Source organism: Anaerolineae bacterium (assembly GCA_035529315.1).
Lineage (GTDB): Bacteria > Desulfobacterota > Desulfobacteria > Desulfobacterales > ETH-SRB1 > Desulfaltia.
Map to the genome: position 1 here is coordinate 80,624 of DATKWZ010000030.1, position 19,911 is coordinate 100,534.

General features: G+C 42.2%; 16 protein-coding genes. 10 read left to right on the plus strand and 6 right to left on the minus strand.

The annotated features are described in order from the left end of the window. The first annotated feature begins 307 nt into the window (after positions 1 to 307). From radC to VMW78_05795, 5 genes are read left to right on the plus strand one after another with little or no spacing between them, the layout of a single operon-like run. A complete protein-coding gene (gene radC, locus VMW78_05775; GenBank protein HUV50510.1) occupies positions 308 to 985 on the plus strand; it encodes a DNA repair protein RadC in 678 nt (225 codons plus the stop codon). A gap of 9 nt (positions 986 to 994) precedes the next feature. Then, positions 995 to 3,085: an N-6 DNA methylase gene (locus tag VMW78_05780; protein ID HUV50511.1), complete on the plus strand. Its 2,091-nt coding sequence runs from the start codon at positions 995 to 997 to the stop codon at positions 3,083 to 3,085. Next, a complete protein-coding gene (locus VMW78_05785; protein HUV50512.1) occupies positions 3,082 to 4,236 on the plus strand; it encodes a restriction endonuclease subunit S in 1,155 nt (384 codons plus the stop codon). The genes VMW78_05780 and VMW78_05785 overlap by 4 nt, the downstream gene beginning before the upstream one ends. A 50-nt stretch (positions 4,237 to 4,286) precedes the next feature. Then, positions 4,287 to 5,162, plus strand: a complete 876-nt coding sequence (dinD, locus tag VMW78_05790) for a DNA damage-inducible protein D (protein ID HUV50513.1) — start codon at positions 4,287 to 4,289, stop codon at positions 5,160 to 5,162. Between the two features lie 3 nt (positions 5,163 to 5,165). Continuing rightward, a complete protein-coding gene (locus tag VMW78_05795) occupies positions 5,166 to 8,384 on the plus strand; it encodes a type I restriction endonuclease subunit R (protein HUV50514.1) in 3,219 nt (1,072 codons plus the stop codon). Positions 8,385 to 8,563: 179 nt separating this feature from the next. Here VMW78_05795 and VMW78_05800 read toward each other — a convergent pair whose 3' ends face one another. The 6 genes from VMW78_05800 to panC form a co-directional block, all read right to left on the minus strand. Next, positions 8,564 to 9,700, minus strand: coding sequence for an AAA family ATPase (locus tag VMW78_05800; protein ID HUV50515.1), 1,137 nt, complete (start codon positions 9,698 to 9,700; stop codon positions 8,564 to 8,566). Between the two features lie 272 nt (positions 9,701 to 9,972). Beyond that, positions 9,973 to 10,314 carry a hypothetical protein gene (locus tag VMW78_05805; protein HUV50516.1) on the minus strand — a complete coding sequence of 114 codons (342 nt, stop codon included), beginning with the start codon at positions 10,312 to 10,314 and terminating at the stop codon, positions 9,973 to 9,975. Between the two features lie 45 nt (positions 10,315 to 10,359). Further along, positions 10,360 to 11,046, minus strand: a complete 687-nt coding sequence (locus VMW78_05810) for a glycerophosphodiester phosphodiesterase family protein (GenBank protein ID HUV50517.1) — start codon at positions 11,044 to 11,046, stop codon at positions 10,360 to 10,362. Positions 11,047 to 11,245: 199 nt separating this feature from the next. Further along, positions 11,246 to 12,664 (minus strand): adenosylhomocysteinase, encoded by a 1,419-nt coding sequence (ahcY, locus tag VMW78_05815; protein ID HUV50518.1) that lies wholly within the window; start codon positions 12,662 to 12,664, stop codon positions 11,246 to 11,248. Positions 12,665 to 12,776: 112 nt separating this feature from the next. Next, complete coding sequence (gene metK / locus VMW78_05820) at positions 12,777 to 13,946, minus strand: methionine adenosyltransferase (protein ID HUV50519.1); 1,170 nt, start codon at positions 13,944 to 13,946, stop codon at positions 12,777 to 12,779. A gap of 35 nt (positions 13,947 to 13,981) precedes the next feature. Next, positions 13,982 to 14,830: a pantoate--beta-alanine ligase gene (panC, locus tag VMW78_05825; protein HUV50520.1), complete on the minus strand. Its 849-nt coding sequence runs from the start codon at positions 14,828 to 14,830 to the stop codon at positions 13,982 to 13,984. A 177-nt stretch (positions 14,831 to 15,007) separates the two neighbouring features. On the opposite strand from panC, the gene lnt reads away from it, so the two are divergent. The 5 genes from lnt (at position 15,008) to VMW78_05850 (ending at position 19,903) form a co-directional block, all read left to right on the plus strand. Then, on the plus strand, positions 15,008 to 16,567 hold the full coding sequence (lnt, locus tag VMW78_05830; GenBank protein ID HUV50521.1) for an apolipoprotein N-acyltransferase: 1,560 nt from the start codon (positions 15,008 to 15,010) through the stop codon (positions 16,565 to 16,567). A 78-nt stretch (positions 16,568 to 16,645) separates the two neighbouring features. After that, positions 16,646 to 17,744, plus strand: a protein-coding gene (prfB, locus tag VMW78_05835) for a peptide chain release factor 2 (GenBank protein HUV50522.1) whose coding sequence is annotated in 2 segments (ribosomal slippage) — positions 16,646 to 16,714 and positions 16,716 to 17,744 — 1,098 coding nt in all. Because the reading frame shifts where the segments join, the coding sequence is not laid out codon by codon here. 8 nt (positions 17,745 to 17,752) lie between these two features. Continuing rightward, positions 17,753 to 18,319, plus strand: coding sequence for an HD domain-containing protein (locus VMW78_05840; protein ID HUV50523.1), 567 nt, complete (start codon positions 17,753 to 17,755; stop codon positions 18,317 to 18,319). After that, positions 18,303 to 19,427, plus strand: a complete 1,125-nt coding sequence (locus VMW78_05845) for an NADH:flavin oxidoreductase (GenBank protein ID HUV50524.1) — start codon at positions 18,303 to 18,305, stop codon at positions 19,425 to 19,427. Before VMW78_05840 ends, VMW78_05845 begins: the two co-directional genes overlap by 17 nt. Then, positions 19,403 to 19,903 carry a TlpA family protein disulfide reductase gene (locus tag VMW78_05850; protein HUV50525.1) on the plus strand — a complete coding sequence of 167 codons (501 nt, stop codon included), beginning with the start codon at positions 19,403 to 19,405 and terminating at the stop codon, positions 19,901 to 19,903. The genes VMW78_05845 and VMW78_05850 overlap by 25 nt, the downstream gene beginning before the upstream one ends. Positions 19,904 to 19,911 lie beyond the last annotated feature (8 nt).

The window sequence follows — 19,911 nt, forward strand, 5'->3', positions numbered from 1 at the left end:
ACTTTGATCACATAAAAGCGCATGCACTCGGAGGTCAATCTGATCTCGACAACATCGCACCGAAGAAAAGGGGGCAAGTTTGCCTTTGACCCATGAAAGACAATAAGAGACAAAAACCTTAATAACAGAAGAGTTTCGAAGCTTATAAAATACGACAGGAAAATTAAAAAACAGATAGGGAAAATACAAGACAGCATTAATAAGGGTCAAAGGCAGACTTGACCCCCTTTTTTTAGCTCGTTCTGAAAATGATTTATTTATAAGGGGAAATGAAATACAATAAACATTATAAACTTGAGGAAAATCTATGCCAAAAATCAAAGACTTACCAAAACATAAGCGGCCCCGAGAAAAGCTGTCGGAAAAGGGAGCGGAGAATGTAAGCGATGCCGAGTTATTGGCAATCCTGATTCGTATCGGGCGGGCCGGTAAAAGCGCTTTGGATATTGCTAAGGAAACTTTGAAAAAATATCCCTTATCAAAACTTTTGGCAGTTTCAATAGATGATCTGAAAGGTATTAAGGGGCTGGAAGATACCAAAGCCATTACGATCAAGGCGGCTTTGGAGCTTGGCAGTCGCGCGGTTGGTTCCTTTAATAATTCTCTTCCCATCCTCGATTCCGTAAGAGACACGGTTGCCCAGCTTGCCGATTTGCGCGGTAAGCAAAAAGAATATTTTATGGTGCTGTATCTCAATGCTCGCAAGCAACTCATTCATAAAGAAACTATTTCTATAGGCACATTGACGGAAACACTGGTGCATCCACGCGAAGTTTTTGAACCGGCTATACGCCACTTTACTTCTTCCATCATATTGGCGCACAATCATCCATCAAAAAACACGGAAGTGTCTGATGAGGATATCAAGCTAACTGAAAAATTGATCCAATCGGGCACGATTCTCGATATTGAAGTACTTGACCATATCATCATCACCGATGACGGTTATATCAGTTTTAAGGAAAAAGGATTACTTTTTAAGTAAAATAAAACCATGTCACAACTGGAAAATATAGAAGCAATAGAGAAAAGACTCTGGAGCGCGGCGGATACGCTCCGGGCAAATTCCAATTATGCAAGCAATGAATATTTTATGCCGGTAATGGGATTGGTTTTCTTGCGCCATGCCTACAGCCGGTATTTGGCGGTAAAAGATGAAATCATTGCCAGCCTGCCGATGCGCGGGGGCAAAACCCCGGCGTTGACAAAAAAGGATTTCAGCAAAAAATCCGCTATTTTTCTACAGCCCAAAGCTCAATTTGATTATCTCGTAGCTCTCAAAGACAGCGATGATCGCGCCAAGGCAGTTATTGATGCAATGGAATCAATTGAAGAAGATTATGACACTCTGCGCGGCGTGTTGCCCAAAAAAGAATATCGTGAATTGGATAATGAAATATTGGGCCAACTGCTGCGGGGGTTGAATCCTGAAGAACTTAAAAAAGTATCCGGCGATGTATTTGGAAGAATTTATGAATATTTTCTCACACAGTTCGCTGATCAAAAAGCGCATGACGGCGGCGAGTTTTTTACGCCGGTATCCTTGGTAGCACTCATTGCCAATGTGCTGGAACCCAAAAAAGGAACAGTGCTGGATATAGCCTGCGGCAGCGGCGGGATGTTTGTTCAGAGTGCGCGTTTTGTAGAAAATCTGCACGAAAATCCAAACGATAAATTGAGCTTTTATGGTCTGGAGAAAAACGCCACCACGATCAACCTGGCAAAAATGAATCTGGCGGTGCATGGCTTGGTGGGTGATATCAAAAAAGCGATTACCTACTATGAAGACCCGCATAATCTGTATAAGAAAGCCGACTTTTTGATGGCCAATCCGCCGTTTAATGTGGATGAAATTGATGCCGACAAAATCAAAAACGATCCCCGTTTGCCTTTTGGCCTGCCCGGAGTGAATAAGAAAGGCAAAGTCAGCAACGGCAACTATGTCTGGATCAGTTATTTTTACAGTTACTTGACCGAACAAGGCAGGGCTGGATTTGTAATGTCGTCCCAGGCGTCAAGTGCAGGCAACACTGAAGCCAAAGTGCGGGAGAAGCTGATTGAGACCGGTCATGTGGATATCATGATCGCAATCCGATCAGGCTTTTTTTATACACGTACTGTTCCATGTGAGCTTTGGTTCTTTAATAAATCTAAACCGGAGAATCTAAAAGATAAGGTACTGATGATCGATGCGCGGAATGTTGCTCGTAAACTAAAGGGAAGCAGGAAAATTTGGGAATTTTCACCGGAGCAATTGCAAAATATTCTTTCCATCGTATGGCTTTATCGGGGTGAGACGAAGCGTTTTCATCACTTGGTAGTGAATTATATTTCCGCCACGATTAATGAAGCCGTGCAAAGCATCGCTCCGGCACGAGACTATGAAACTATTTTTACCAAATTAAATAAAGAGATTCAACCATTTATGGCTACACTTGCTAAAGGCGGGAAACAAGCAGAAACAGTTAAAGAGTTAGCCGACTGTCTGAAAGACTACACCAGCGGAAGTCAGGCATTTGCCAAGTTGGCGCAAGAAAAAACCGCCTGGTGGAAAAAGCAAAATAAAGACACTATTAAACTTGCCGCAGCGCTCAAAGAATTGGAACCACTCGCAGAGGAAAACAATAAGCTAATTAAAGAAGCCGAACTGATGTATCGGCTCGCCAACCGTTTGATTGATGTGTGCCTCAATACCCACAACTCCAAAGATAGCGACAAGTGGAATACGCGAGAAATTGCCATCCTCAAAAAACAAACCGAAGCGGCGCGCGACACAGCGGTAGAACAACTTAAATTAGCCCGCTATTTTCATCACCAAGCGCAGTGGCTCATCGAGCGATTCCCGGAAGGAAAACTCCGCGATGTGGAAGGGTTGGTGAAGCTGGTGGATAAAGCCGAACTGAAAGAAAACGACTGGAGCCTGACCCCGGGCAGGTATGTGGGCGTAGCACCGGAGGAGGAAGACCCGGATTTTGACTTTGGTGAAACCATGCGCACTATTCATACCGAGCTGGAAGGCCTGAACGCCCAAGCTGTCGATTTAGCAAAAAAAATTAGTGAAAATTTTAAGAAGATAGAGATATGAAAACAAGTCAAAAATCGAAATTAGGTCATATTTGTACAATCAGAACAGGCAAGCTTGATTCTAATGCTGCTGTTGAAGGCGGCAAATACCCTTTTTTTACTTGTGCTCAAGAAACATTCAGTATAGATAAATTCGCATTCGATACAGAGGCGGTGTTACTTGGAGGAAACAATGCTAATGGGATATTTCCACTAAAATATTATCAAGGGAAGTTTAATGCGTATCAAAGGACTTACATTATAGAATCAAAAGATAGGAATAAAGTATTAAACAAATTTGTTTATTTCTCTCTTCGCCCCGTTTTAGAGTATTTCAAAAGTGCTTCAATAGGAGCTGCAACGCAGTATTTAACAAAACCGGTGCTGGACAATTTAAAAATTACTTTGCCAGATATTGACACTCAGCGAAGCATTATTGACATTGTATATGCCTACGACGACCTTATCTACACCAACCGCCGACGGATACAGCTTTTGGAAGAATCGGCGCGGCTATTATTCCGCGAGTGGTTTGTGTATTTCCGCTTTCCGGGATATGGAAAAGTAAAGATAGTCGATGGCGTGCCGGATGGGTGGGAGAAAGAAAAGATAAATACCCTCGTTTCTCTTTTGGGAGGCCATGCATTTAAAGGCACATCATATCAACAAGAGGGTAAGTACGGAATTGTAACTATAAAAAATGTTCAGCAAGGCAGTTTTATTCCTCAATGCACTGATTACTTGGACGACACCCCAAATGCAATGAGAAAACATTGTTTTTTATCTAATGGCGATATTTTAATGTCTCTTACGGGCAATGTTGGAAGAGTCTGTTTAGTATATGGTGAGAACTTTTTACTAAACCAACGCGTAGCAAAAATCGAATCGAAAAACAAATTACCTAAAAGCTATATTTATTGGATGTTTGATAGCCCAACAATGCAAAAGAGAATTGAAAATTTATCTTATGGTTCCGCTCAGCAAAATTTGAGCCCCATTAAGCTTGGAGAGCAAAAGGTAATTCTTCCACCCGATCCATTGCTTGAGTCGTTTGATGAAATATTTAGTTTGATAAATAGTGAGATAATCCAGCTATTAATTCAAAACCAAAAACTCGCCCAAGCCCGTGATTTGCTTTTGCCGCGGCTGATGAGCGGCGCGATTGAGGTATGAAATGATGAGCTGTGAACACTTGATATTATTTCTTTATTTTGGGGGAGGGTATGTCGGATAAACATTTGGTATCAATGGGAAGCAAGTCTTTTGAAGACCTGAAGAAAATAAATGAATATGGAGCGGAATATTGGAGCGCGCGGGAGATTCAGCCTCTTTTGGGATATACGCAATGGAGGAGATTTGAAGACGCCGTTAAAAGGGCAATAACATCTTGTAAAAATTCAGGGAATGAACCTCGCTATCACTTTGCCGGCGCCGGCAAACCGATAGAGGGTGGAAAAGGTGCAGTGCAATTGGTTAATGACTACCATCTGTCCCGATTTGCCTGTTATTTGATTGCTCAGAATGGAGATCCTCGCAAACCTGAAATCGCAAATGCTCAAAAATATTTTGCAATTCAGGCGCGCAGACAGGAAATTTCTGATGCCGTTACTGCCGATTTAGAACGGTTGGAGCTTCGCAAACAGACCGCTGAGGAGTTTAAAGCCCTGTCGGGCGCAGCGCGGGAAGCAGGGGTTCATGACAAGATGTTTGGTGTTTTTCATGATGCAGGATATAAAGGGATGTACGGTGGTATGGGGCGTGACGCCATTAAGCGATTTAAAAGGATACCCGAAAAAGAAAATCTGATGGACAGGATGGATACAACCGAACTTGCTGCAAACCAGTTCCGCATGACCCAGACGCGTGACAAGCTGGCGCGCGAACGGATAAGGGATCAACAGGCTGCCATACGAACCCATGAAAGTGTAGGCAAGGAGGTTAGAGACGCTATCAAACGTATCGGTGGAACACCTCCTGAGCATTTACCTCCTGCCGAACATATAAAGCTTGTCGAGAAAAGGGTAAAGGGTGTACCTCCAAAGCTGGAACTGGAAGAAAAAGACGCCAAAGGGCTGATCGGGCATTCGGAAGAGGAATGAGTTATGACCTACTTGAACGAAGATACATTGGTCCAGCAAACAACCGTCGATTACTTAAAAGATAAACTCGGTTGGGATTCGGTGTATGCCTATAATCAGGAAACTTTTGGACAGGATGGTCTTTTGGGGAGAAAATCCGATCGTGAAGTGGTACTCATACGATATCTCAGGCACGCTCTTAAAGAACTCAATCCAGGACTTCCCGAAACCGCATACGACGAGGCAGTACGACAAGTTGTAAATTATTCCCAGAGCCAGTCAATGCTCTCTTCCAACTATGATAAATACAAACTGTTCAAAGATGGTGTGCTGGTTTCTTTTCAGGGAGAACATGGCGAGATAAAAAAGGAACGGCTCAAGATTTTTGATTTTAATGAAGCGATAAGAAATCACTTTTTGACGGTCCGGGAATTGTGGGTACAGGGTGATTTATATCGACGTCGGATTGACATCGTCGGGTTTGTAAACGGCATCCCGTTGTTGTTCGTTGAATGCAAAAACATACATAAAGACCTTAAAAACGCTTACGCAAAAAACTTTGCCGATTACAAAGACACTATCCCGCATTTTTTTCATCATAATGCTATTATTATGCTGGCAAACGGCGAAAAAGCAAAAATCGGCACTATTACTGCCGGTTATGAGCATTTTCATGAGTGGAAGCGCTTGTCCGAATCCGACCCGGGCGTGGTGGATATGGAAACACTTTTAAAAGGTGTTTGCGATAAAAAGAATTTCATGGATATTTTTGAAAACTTCATCATCTATGACGATTCCACCGGCAGGCAGATAAAAGTTCTGGCGAAAAACCATCAGTATCTTGGCGTGAATCAGGTTATCAAAGCCCTTCATGATCCCGGAAGAGTCAAAGGAAAACTCGGCGTTTTCTGGCATACGCAAGGCGCCGGGAAAAGTTATTCGATGGTGTTTTTTACCGCCAAAGTGCACCGTAAAATCGGCGGTAATTATACATTTTTAATCTGCACAGATCGCGAGGACCTGGATACCCAAATATATAAAACCTTTGCCGGATGTGGTGTGGCTGATAATGATAAAAATCCTTGCCGCCCCGGTAGTGGTAAACACTTGGCCGAACTGATGACGCAGCACAAAGCCTATCTGTTTACAACAATACAAAAATTCAATCAGGATGTAGATCCGGGTGAGGGATATACCAAACGCGATGACATTATTGTAATTACTGACGAAGCGCATCGCACTCAATACGGCGCGTTGGCCTTGAATATGCGCAATGCTCTGCCGAATGCCAACTTTATCGGATTTACGGGAACACCGCTATTTAAAGACGATCAAATCACCATGCAGGTCTTTGGTGATTATGTTTCCACTTACGATTTTCAGCGTGCCGTGGAAGATAAATCTACGGTCCCGCTCTATTATGACTCGCGTGGCGACACCTTGGGTGTAGCCACGAACGATATTAATGAGCGCATCGCCGAAAAACTGGAACAGATTGAAATTAATGATATTGATGTAAGTCAGAGGCTGCAAAAAGAACTCAAGCGTGATTACCATATCATTACGGCGAAAAAGAGGCTCAATCAAATCGCCAGGGATTTTGTCTATCACTACACCACTTCCTGGGAAGCAGGCAAGGCGATGTTTATATGCATCGATAAATTAACCTGTGTGCGGATGTATGAATTGATAAGGCAATACTGGGATCAGAAAGAAGAGGAAATAGAAGAATCCTGGAAAATGGCCGCAGGGGAAGAAAAGGATTATCTTTCCAATCAGCTCATCTGGATGAAAGAGACAAAGATGGCGGTGATTGTGAGTGAAGAGCAAGGCGAGGTCGACAAGTTCAAAAAATGGGGTTTTGATATCATATCTCATCGGCGGCTTATTAAAAATGGCTTTGAACTTTCCGATGGAAAACGAATTGATGTGGATTCCGCTTTTAAGAAAGAAGAACATCCATTTAGAATCGCGATAGTCTGCGCTATGTGGTTAACCGGGTTTGATGTGCCGAGTCTGGCAAACCTTTATTTGGACAAACCGCTCAAAGCCCATACGCTGATGCAGGCGATTGCCCGTGCCAACAGGGTAAACGGCGATAAAAATAACGGCCTTATTATTGATTATTGCGGTATCCTCAAAAATTTACGCAAAGCTCTCGCTACTTTCACCGGTACAGGCGATACCGGCAGACCCGGTGGATTGGGGCCGGATGAACTGGATCCAACCAGAACTAAAGAAGAATTACTCGAAGGATTAAAACAAGCGATTGGCCTGGTAAGCGATTTTCTTAATGAGCGAAAAGCGCCTCTTGATGCAATCATCAACGCGAGCGGTTTTGAGAGAAACAAGGCGATTGTCGCGGCTAAAGAAGCGGTGAACGAAAATGATGAAACCAGAAAGAAGTTTGAGGTAATGTGCCGCGAAGTGTTTATTAAATTTAAAGCGTGCCTGACAATTCCTGGTGTAAATACTTATCGCAACCAATACAGCGCAATAAATATCATCTACAAAAGCCTGCAAAAAGACCGAGATAAAGCGGATATCAGCGATATCATTAAACAGCTTCATGAAGTTATCGATGAGTCGATAACCGTTACACCCGACAGAGGCAAAGAACCCAACAAGGCTTATGATATCAGCAAAGTTGACTTTAACCGGTTGCGGGCGGAATTTGAACACGCTAAAACAAAAAACACCACTGTTCAAAGCCTGAAAAGCGTGATTGAGAAAAAACTGGCACGGCTCATCCAAAGAAATCCGCTCCGGACAGATTTTCAGGAACATTATGAAAAGATAATCAATGAGTACAATAAAGAAAAAGACCGCCAGAATATTGAGGCCACCTTTGAGGCATTGTTGAAATTTGTGCAAGAGTTGGACGAGGAAGAAAGCCGAGCAGTGCGAGAGGGATTGAATGAGGAGACGCTGGCTATATATGACCTTTTGATAAAAACAGATTTGAAATCTCAGGAAATCCAAAAGATAAAGAAGGTAGCCAAAGAACTGCTAAAAACACTGAAAGCAAAATTGAAGTATCTGTATAGGTGGCAAGACAAGGAGCCTACAAGAGATGATGTGAAAGTATTAATACGAAATTTCTTATGGGATGAAGCTGGCGGTTTGCCTGTGGCGTTTTATACTCAAAACGATGTATATAAAAAGGCCGAAGATGTTTATTATCATGTCTATCGGGCATATCCGACTGTCCCATCGCCATATTATGCAAGCGCGGGTAATTGATTTGGAAATTATGAAATTAGGGGCATTTATGGGACGCTCCTTCATATGTTGACATAGGGAGATGGGGTCTGCCTTTGACCCTTGTTGTTTAATTAATCAAGATCCAAGAGGGTATGTTAAAAAACAGGTGGGCTGAAGCGAAAAGCCTCGCATTGCGGAGCGAGCGTTTAGGGAGATTATTATACATACGCATCCTGCCACAGGTTTGTAATAAAATCTTTCCAGGGAACGATACATATATCTCCATCTTTTTGGGGGGTATCTTCAAGAGTGACCAATATATAATTTTCTAAAAGTTCTTCTTCCTTTATCGCAGTCAATCCTTTGAAGTCTTTTTTTGTGATATTTGCCTTACCTTTTACCTCAATCGCTGTTTTTCCGTTAACAACAAAGTCAACCTCAAAACCTGAGGTTGCCCTCCAGTAAGACAGATCACACCCCCGCTTGTAATCACAGTAGGTTTTTATCTCATGATGGATATAAGCTTCAAATGCCTCCCCAAATTCCGGAGATCTCATCTTCAGACCCCTACGACCTTGCAGAAATCTGGCGACTCCTATATCGAAAAAGTAGAATTTAGAGGTGGAAACCGGTTTTCGTTTGACGGATTTCCGCCATGCAGGCAGATCATCGCCAAGCATCGTGTCGCGTAGAATCTGAAAATATTCCTGCACCGTTGATCTTGGAACCTGTGCATCGCTTGCTATGTTCGTATAATTAATAATTTTACCGTTACACAGCCCGGCCACGGTGAGAAATCTGCTGAATGCAGGCACATTCCGAACGATGGCTTCCGCTGCAATCTCTTCCCTTAAATAATTTCCCGCATATGCCTCCAGATCTTCAAATGGTGCAGTGGAAAAATAGATAGAAGGGATCAAGCCTGTATCCAGGGCTTTCAGTAATTGGAAATTCCCCTTTAACTCATTGAGAATAAAGGGGCGCAGGTGCCTGGTTCTGGCGCGCCCTCCCAGCAGATTCACACCCTTATTTCTCAACTTCCTGGCGCTGGACCCTGTAAGAAGGAAATGAATCCCTTTTTCTTCAATCAGGTTATGTACTTCATCAAGCAGAATCGGCAGCTTCTGAATCTCATCGATGATAACAATCTTGTCATCGTCCGTTATTTCCTGGCGAAGTCTTTGGGGCGCTCTGCTTAATTTCAGATAAACATCCGTTTGAAGCAGATTGTAATACCTGTATTCATTTAACGTATGTTGAATTAAGGATGTCTTTCCTGTTTGACGCGGTCCGAATAAAAAGTAAGATTTTTCTTGTAGAATCCCTAATAAATCCAATTGCCTTTTAACATACATCACTCGCCTCCACAATATTGCCATGAATACCGTCATATATCATGATAATTGCCAGCTTACATGTCAAATATCACGCAGTCAAGACCTTTCTTGTGTATCCTGGCGCTTCGTTGGACTATGGGACATTCCTCAGTTTATAAGTTTGTATCGTCAAGAAATGAACATTGATTTTCTTTTGCAATTTTCTTCCTAATCTTTACACAAACTCCGAAAGAAACAGGTGGGGTGATACCTGCGTGGCCCGCACGGAAGGGAAGCGAACTATTTTTATGTTAAATATTGTGTAAAATTATTATGCCTGTAAAAAGTAAGATTGGAGTGCCCACTAATGCTATGTACTGCACATTCTTTTTAAATATACTTGTCATTAACTGAGCTAAGCAGAAACCAATAATAAGTACTATAAATGGGCTCCACCACTGAAACAGGTAAGCAGAAGCAAGTGCTGAACCTGGTAAAGAAATCAAGCCGGCAATTTTTATCAGAGAGGTATTTTTTTCATACCATTTGCTGATATGCCAGTTTTTAAGTTCAGCATAATGATTATAGGAAAGCACGACCCATGAAAAACCGGCGAGCAGAGTAAAAATGCTGATTACAGTATAAGGATTCATATTATGCGACTCCTTTCTTTATTAAGAAATTTGAACCCGGGTTGACTATATCCCTGATCGCCTGAAGTAATCTACCAGCATGCCGGGGTTATTGCTTCCAATACCATCAACACCAATATCGGCAAAAGGCTTAACAAGATCTGGAGTATCTATGTTCCATATAAAAACTTTCAAACCGTTTTTATGAGATAATTCAACTAATTCCGCGTCAACAAAATCATATTTCATAACCAGCGCATCAGCCGATGTCTGATCCGCAATACTTGTGTCAACAGGACATCCAACCATGAGAACGCCTGTTTTAATATTGCTGTCTATTTCCTTAACGTTTTTTACAAGTCTGTGCCAGAATGAAATAACATAAACATTGTCTTCAAAACCGTTCTTTTTTATCTGTTCAACAACTATTCTTTCCGTACCTTTCTCCTTGAGCTCAATTACAAGCTTAACCTTTTTATCAGTTAATTCCATAACCTCCTGAAGAGTTGGAACAGACTCACCCTTTCCGGCATCATATTTTTTTAGTTCAGATAAGGTATAATTATTAACCGGTCCGGTTCCGCTGGTCGTCCGGTCAAGAGTTGAATCATGTATTACAATTATTTCTTTGTCCTTGCTCAGATGCACGTCAATTTCCACAGCATCTACACCAATGTCCATTGCCTTTTTAATAGATAACAGAGTATTCTCCGGTTCAATAGCCGCAGCCCCGCGATGTCCCATTATCATCATATTATTTATTCTCCATTAAACTTTTTAATTAAGATACAATTACTCGTTTTTATAATTTTACCATAAAAAACAGCATAAACGCAAATATCTCAATCCTGCCGAGAAGCATATTGGCAGTTAGGGAAACTTTCGGGCAACAGTTGGGGACGGGGGATATAGGGGACACGCGGTCGAACCCCGCCCGAAAGCGGGGCCGCGGCTAATACCTGTAAGAATCAGGTTTAAATGGCCCGTTAACCGACACTCCCAGGTAATTGGCCTGGAACTGGTTGAGTTTTGTTAGTTTTACGCCAAGCTTGCCGAGATGAAGTCTGGCCACCTCTTCATCTAACTTTTTTGGAAGAGTATAAACCTTGCGTTCGTATTGTTTTGTCGCAAGTTCAATCTGCGCAAGGCATTGATTTGTAAAGCTGTTGCTCATTACAAAGCTTGGATGTCCTGTCGCGCATCCAAGATTTACCAGTCTCCCTTCAGCAAGAACAATAATGGATCGTCCTGATTTAAGGGTCCACTTGTCAACCTGTGGTTTAATCCGCTCCTTTTTACAATCCGGATTATCATCCAGATAGGTCATCTGAATTTCATTATCAAAGTGGCCGATATTGCAGACAATAGCCTCGTTTTTCATCTGCTCCATATGCTCGCCGGTAATAACATGATAACATCCCGTGGCTGTGACAAAGATATCCGCTATGGCTGCTGCATATTCCATGGTTACGACCTCATATCCCTCCATGGAAGCCTGAAGAGCACATATGGGATCGATCTCAGTAATAAGCACACGTGCGCCGTAACTGCTCATCGACTTTGCGCATCCCTTGCCGACATCTCCGTAACCGCATATTACTATGACTTTGCCGGCAAGCATAATATCTGTGGCGCGTTTGATTCCATCAGCCAGAGATTCCCGGCATCCGTAAAGGTTGTCAAATTTTGATTTTGTGACCGAGTCGTTTACATTAAAAGCCGGAAAAAGAAGTTCACCGTTTTTTGCGAGATGATAAAGCCTGTGAACGCCGGTAGTGGTTTCTTCGGAAACACCCCTGATTTTTGATGCAATTTTTGTCCAGCGCTTAGGGTCCCGCTCATAGCTTGCCTTTAAACGCCTTATAAGATACTGCATGTCACGGCTGTCATAAGCCTTGTCTAAAAGAGCAGGGTCATTTTCTATTTTTACGCCCTCGTGAACGTATAGGGTAGCGTCTCCGCCATCATCGACGATAAGATCAGGGCCGCTGTTGTCGGGCCATGTAAGGGCCTGTTCCGTACACCACCAGAATTCCTCGAGAGTTTCGCCTTTCCATGCATATACTGCGGCAAGTCCTGCTTTGGCGATTGCAGCGGCCGCATGATCCTGTGTTGAAAAGATGTTGCACGTGGCCCAGCGAAGGTCGGCTCCAAGCTCCTTTAGTGTTTGAATAAGCATTGCGGTCTGAATGGTCATGTGGAGACTTCCCATGATCTTCATTCCTTTTAGAGGCTTTTCATGCCCGTATTTTTTCTGGACCGCCATAAGACCGGGCATTTCATTTTCTGCAAGTTTCATCTCCTTGAATCCGAAATCCGCAAGTGAAATGTCGGCTACCTTATATGGAAGAGAGGGATCTATCTTAGACATTTTATCATTCTCCTTGGTATCAGGGTTGTCGGTTTATGGTTTTTTTACTGATTGCTTTTATGTTTTGATCAACCGTTAACTGTAAACTGTTAACCGTGAACGCTTACAGATTTTACAACCCTGCTTTTTCTCTGAGCACATCAGCCATATTGGTTTTTTCCCACGTGAATTCCGGTTCAGTCCTTCCAAAATGTCCATAAGCGGAAGTTTTTCTGTATATAGGTCGCAATAGATCAAGATACTCGATTATCGCAGCAGGCCTTAAATCAAAAACCTCTCTGATTAGTTCTTTAATCCTGCATTTGGATACGACCCCTGTACCCATAAGATCTACCATAATAGAAACCGGCTCAGCCACACCTATGGCATATGCTATCTGCACCTCACATTTCTTTGCTAAACCTGCTGCAACAATGTTCTTGGCAATATGCCTGCCCATGTATGATGCGCTGCGATCAACCTTGGAAGGATCTTTTCCTGAAAAGCATCCGCCGCCATGGCTGCCCTGACCGCCATATGTATCAACAATGATTTTTCTGCCGGTAAGACCGCAGTCACCCATGGGACCGCCAAGTACAAACCTGCCTGTGGCGTTAATAAAATATCGGGTACCTCTGTCTGTCATTTCTTCTGGAATAACTTTTTTTATGACTTCTTCTATGATAGCCTCTTTCAAATCTTCATATTCCACATCCGGCTTGTGCTGGGCAGCTATTACGATTGCATCAACCCTCTTTGGCATACCATTTTCATATTCTATTGTAACCTGGGACTTTCCATCAGGCCTTAGGAATCCAAGGGAACCGTTCTTTCTAACCTCTGCTAAACGGCGGCACAGCTTGTGAGCATACATTATGGGCATGGGCATTAACTCAGGAGTTTCATCGCTTGCAAAACCAAACATAAGCCCCTGATCTCCCGCACCCTGATCCTTGAACAGGCCTTCGCCTATATTTACACCCTGAGCGATATCTGGTGATTGATGGTCTATACTGGTAATCACCGAACATGTCTGCCAGTCAAAACCCATCTGGGAGGAATGGTATCCTATTTCACGAATCGTTTCCCGAACAATCTGAGGCATATCAACATAGCACTCGGTTGTAATTTCGCCGGCGATAAAAGCAAGACCCGTTGTTACAAGAGTTTCGCATGCAACCCTGCAGTTTTTATCCTCTTTAATAATTGCGTCCAGTATTGAATCAGATATCGCGTCGGCCACCTTGTCCGGATGCCCTTCTGTGACGGATTCAGATGTAAAAAAGAATTGTTCTTTGCTCATAAGTTTCTCCTTTTTTGTGCTTTGTGGCTGAACTGTTACTCTGGATTAAGCATCATGTTGTCGATCAGGCGGGTTTTCCCTACATTTACCGCAAGAGCCATCAATGCCGGCCTGTCGATTGTTTCCATATCAACAAGGGTTTCAGGATCGCAGATGGCGATATAATCTATAACTGTTTCCGGGTGTGATTTGATCAAAGTATATGCCGCATCAATTATCTTTTTCGCATCCTTAACTCCGCTTTCAACAAGTTGTTTAGAATGCTTTAATGATTTGTAAAGTGAGAGCGCATTAATCCTCTGCTCAGGAGTAAGATAAGTGTTTCTTGAGCTCATTGCAAGACCGTCAGGCTCCCTTACTGTCGGAAATCCGACAATTTTTATATCAAAATTAAGATCTCTCACCATCCGGCGTATGACTGCAAGCTGCTGATAATCTTTCCGGCCGAATATGGCAATATGCGGTCTTACAATGTTAAACAGCTTTGTAACAACTGTCGCAACCCCTTGAAAAAATATCGGTCTGGAGATTCCGCAAAGGTGTTTCGGAAGGTTGTCCAGCTCTACATGTGTTTGAAACCCATCCTGATACAGATCATTTTTGTCTGGATAAAAAATTACATCTACGCCCTCTTTTTGCAATAGCTTAAGATCGTTATCAAAATCTCTTGGGTATGATTCAAAATCTTCTTCAGGAGAAAACTGGGAGGGATTTACAAAAATGCTGACAACTAAATTATCTCCTAGTTTGCGTCCCTCCTTTATCAGGGACAGGTGTCCTTCATGCAAAAACCCCATGGTCGGCACAAAGGCAACAGTTTTGCCCAGATTCCGCATATGATCGGAATATTCCTGCATCTCTGTTGTCCTGACAATAACCTTGATATCATGCATTTTAAATTCATTTTGAAGCAATTATTAAAAAATAATACTATAAACGGATGGAATAAATGTCAACTCAACTTTGACGCTTTTGCAAAATGACTTTTTACGAAATCGTCAAAGTATGATAGAGTATTAAAAAAATCAGGCCTTATATGCAAACATGAAAGACGTTGAAAATTGCAAAATCAAAAAATTAACAAACTAAAATTATGCTTGGCAATATTAAGCGGATTGCTCCTTACCGGCTCCTTCCCCAAACCCGGTATTAGTCTGCTTGCCTGGTTTGCCCTTGTTCCACTCCTGTTTGCCTTAAGAGATCTTTCTCCCAAAAGAGGTTTTATCCTTGGTTTTATTGCAGGGCTTGTTCATTATCTGACACTTTTATACTGGCTTGTATATACAATGCATACATACGGTTATCTTCCCATGGTGCTATGCGTGTTTATACTTATTCTTGCTTCGGCCTTTCTTGCCCTTTACCTTGCGGCATTTTCAGCAACCCTGTTAAACTTATGCGCAAAGCCTGCGATTTGCATGTTTGCGGTTCCTGTTTTATGGGTTGCGTTTGAATATACGCGCAGCCTTTTTTTTCTCGCGTTTCCATGGGAACTTATCGGCTATTCCCAATATAATAATTTACCCCTTATACAGATTGCGGATATATTCGGCGTTTATGGCGTATCCTTTTTAATCGCCTTGTCAAATACAACAATTTATTTAACCCTTCTTTACTTAATTAAAAAAGACTGGAAAAGGGAGACTGTAACAAAAAAAACCGTTTTAGGATCAATATCTGTTTTTGCGCTGATTTTTGTCCTTGTATTGTCTTATGGAAAATGGCGGATAGATTCAATTGACAGACTTGTTTGCTCTTCTCCATCAATTAAAGCCGCAGTTGCTCAGGGGAATATTGATCAGGCTGTAAAATGGAATCCCGAATTTCAACGCTTAACTGTAAAAAAATATATTAAGCTTTCTTTTTTATCAAAAGCTGATAATCCCGACATTATTGTTTGGCCTGAAACCGCTACCCCTTTTTATTTCCTTTATGATATCGAGCTCTCAAACATGGTTAAAAAAGGGATTAATAATACAGGGACAACATTCCTGCTTGGCAGCCCTTCATTTGTTTCCGGAAAAGGGGTTATTAAATATTACAATACCGCTTACCTGGTCAGCCAGGATGGAAAGGTATGCGGCAAATATGACAAGGTGCGTCTTGTCCCTTTCGGAGAATACATCCCTTTTAATAAATGGTTGCCATTTGTCGGCAAAATGGTGGAAGGGGTTGGTGATTTCAAGCCTGGCATTAAAGGTAAAACCATTAAGTGGGGTGACTATAGTTTAGGTTTGCAGATCTGTTACGAGATTATTTTTCCTGACCTTTCCAGAGCTATGGTAAAAAACAATGCGGCATTACTCATAAATATTACCAATGATGCGTGGTTTGGCACAACCAGCGCTCCTTATCAGCATTTTTCCATGGCAATATTTAGAGCTGTAGAAAACAGGCGAGCCCTTGTCAGGTCGGCCAATACAGGAATAAGCGGATTTATCGATCCTGTCGGCAGAATCATTGAAAAAACAGATCTTTTTAAGGAAGCGGTAGCTACACGTACTGTGCCTTTGATACAGATGACATCCTTTTATACCTGTTTCGGAGATCTGTTTGCCATAGCCTGTATGGTTGCAACAGCTATTTGCTATATGTTAAAATATGTTTATAATAGATCATAAGAGTTCACGGTTTACGGTTGAAAAACTGTGAACTGTGAACCTACAACCGTAAACCGTAATTATTATGGAGGAAATAATATGTCGATAGAACTTGAGCAAACAATAAAGGAACTTTTCGTAAAATTAGAACAATTGCGAGGCTATCTTTGACATTGCCGGCAAAGAAAAAAGGCTAAAGGAAATTGAGCACCTGATTGCAAAAAAGGATTTTTGGGACAATCCTGAAAATAATAAGGTTGTTTTAAAAGAGCGAACATCTATTTCCAATAAAATCGAAGGATGGAAAAGGCTCTACAATGACCTTGAAGAAAGTAAAATCCTGTTTGATCTTGCCAGGGAGGAATCAGATGCTGATACAGTTGAAGAAGCAATCCAGCAAGTTCAGGACATCAAGGAAAAAATAAAAAAATTTTCGCTTGGCCTGACCTTGAGCGCCGCAGACGACCAGAATAACGCTATTGTTTCAATTAACGCCGGAGCCGGTGGAACCGATGCCCAGGACTGGGCTGAGATGCTCTTTAGAATGTATACAAGATGGGTTGAACGGAAAGGCTTTAAAATCAGTATGATCGATTATCAACCCGGTGATGAGGCAGGCATTAAAAGTGTTACCTTCACAGCAAGCGGAGAATATGCGTACGGATACTTAAAAACAGAAAGCGGGGTGCACCGCCTGGTGAGAATTTCACCGTTTAATGCGAGCGGGAAACGGCAGACCTCCTTTGCTTCTGTATTTGTCTATCCTGAGCTTGACAATGAAATCAAGATCGATATCGAGGATAAAGAGTTGCGTATAGATGTTTTCAGGGCAAGCGGCGCCGGAGGACAACATGTCAATAAAACAAGCAGTGCCGTCCGTATTACACACTATCCAAGCGGGATTGTTGTTCAGTGCCAGCAGGAAAAATCCCAGTACAGGAATAAAGAGATGGCTATGAAGGTGTTAAAAGCCAGGCTTTACCAGCGTGAAAAGCTTAAGCAGGACGAAAAAATGCAAGATCTGCATGGAACCAAAGATGAAATAGCCTGGGGAAGCCAGATCAGATCATATATTTTGCAACCATATCAAATGGTTAAGGATCACAGAATAAATCTTGAGATCGGTGATGTAAACAATGTTCTGAACGGAGGGCTCGATCCTTTTATAGAAGGGGTGTTACTCGCAGGGAAAACCTAGTTTAAACTATGGATTGTCTTGATATCATAAGTGAATATTACGAACAGGGCACCGTGCTGTATGAAATTCTCATACAGCACGGTGAAAATGTTGCAAAAAAGGCTCTTGATACAGCTAAAAATGTATCCCACCTAAATCCTGATCTTGATTTTATACAGCATGCCGCCATGCTCCATGACATCGGCATCTTCCTTACAAATATGCCAAAGCTGGGTTGTACTGGTAAACATCCTTATATATGTCACGGGTATCTGGGACGCAACCTGCTGGAAAACAAAGGCATGCCCGAACTCGCGCTTGTATGTGAGCGGCATGTAGGCGTTGGAATAACGCCCGAAGATATAAGACATTATAACCTTCCGCTTCCTGAACGTAATATGGAACCTGTCTCAATAGAGGAACAGATTATATGCTATGCTGACAAGTTTTATTCCAAAAACAATGATTTTATCGCAAAGGAAAAATCTGTTGAAGATATCAAGCTCCTTCTTGAGCAATATGGTCATGATAAGGTTATGAAATTTCAGTCATGGGTTGATATGTTTGAAGGAGGTTCAGGTGTCAAAGCTGTTTGAAGCAACAAACATAAACGGCATGATTATTAAGAACCGGTTTGTCCGGTCCGCCACCTGGGAGGGACTGGCAGAAGATGACGGCATGTGCACAGATAAGCTGATAAATTTAATGTGTAAATTGGTCGAAGGGGAGGTGGGCCTCATTATTACAGGTCATACTTATGTTCATAAAAAGGGGAAAGCAAGCCCCTGGCAGTTGGGCATATATGAAGACAGGCTTATTCCAGGGCTGCATGAAATGACAGATGCCGTGCATAAAAGGGGAGGCAAAATCGCGGTGCAGCTTGCGCATGCCGGCATGTATGCAAACACCGGCATTAAAGGGGATATACCTTTTGCCCCTTCACTTGTCAGTGGTTTTAGAAAATCTGCGGTACAGGAGATGATGCCGCAGGACATACAGGACGTAATTGAAGCATTCGGCCTGGCGGCACAACGGGCAAAAAAAGCCGGTTTTGACGGTGTTCAGATTCATGCGGCACACGGGTATCTTTTGAGTCAATTCCTTTCTCCCGCCTTTAATAAACGGCAGGATAAATATGGGGGAGACATTGAAAACAGAGCCAATATCCTAATTGAGATTTTGAGCGGTATAAGAAAGCAGGTCGGGAATAATTATCCTGTGCTGATTAAAATGAACTCATGTGATTTTCTTGAACAAGGGCTTGAACTTGATGATTCATTGATAGTCGGAGCTATCCTGAAAAAGGCGGGTATAGACGCTATTGAATTAAGCGGCGGCACTATTGCATCAGGAAAGAAAGGGCCTGTAAGAACAGGAATTGTATCAGGGAAAAATGAGGCTTATTTCAAGGACGCAGCTTCTGTGTTTAAGGAAAAGATTGATCTTCCGATAATGCTTGTGGGTGGAATCAGGTCTTTTTCTCTTGCACAACAGTTAGTTAACGATAATATCGCGGATTATATATCCATGAGCAGGCCGTTTATCAGAGAGCCTGGTCTGATAAAACGCTGGAAGGCCGGAGATCATAATCAAGCTGCCTGCCTTTCCGACAGCAAGTGCTTTATTCCAGCCATGAACGGCAAGGGAATATATTGTGTGGTAGGAGCTAAACAAAAACAATGCAAAAGATTGCCGGACAATTAATAATATATGTTTTGTTAATAATAGGTTCAACCATTGCTTTGCCGGAAATTTTATCAACCGCTCATGCTGAACCTGCTGACAGGATAATTGTTGAAAGTATCACCCCTGCTGCTTTTGACAAGATTATCGCGGACAGAGAAAACCGGTATTTGATTGTTTTTATGACATCATGGTGCGGCCCTTGCAGAGAAGAGTTGCCCGGATTAATTAATCTGAACAACAAGTATAAGGGCCGTGGCCTCAAAATAATCGGTATAAGTATCGACTTTGATGGGCCAATGGCCATGCAGCCGATTATTGACAAGGTGCGTGTTAATTTTCTTGTATATTGGATCAACGAAGAAGCAGCAAAAAAATATAATATTTATGCCGTGCCGATGATTTTTTTAGTCAAAGAAGGCGAGATAGTTGAAAAAATTGTCGGAATACGATCAGAAAAGTTTCTGGATAAGAAATTGGCAGATTTTCTGGGATAAAAGGGTTA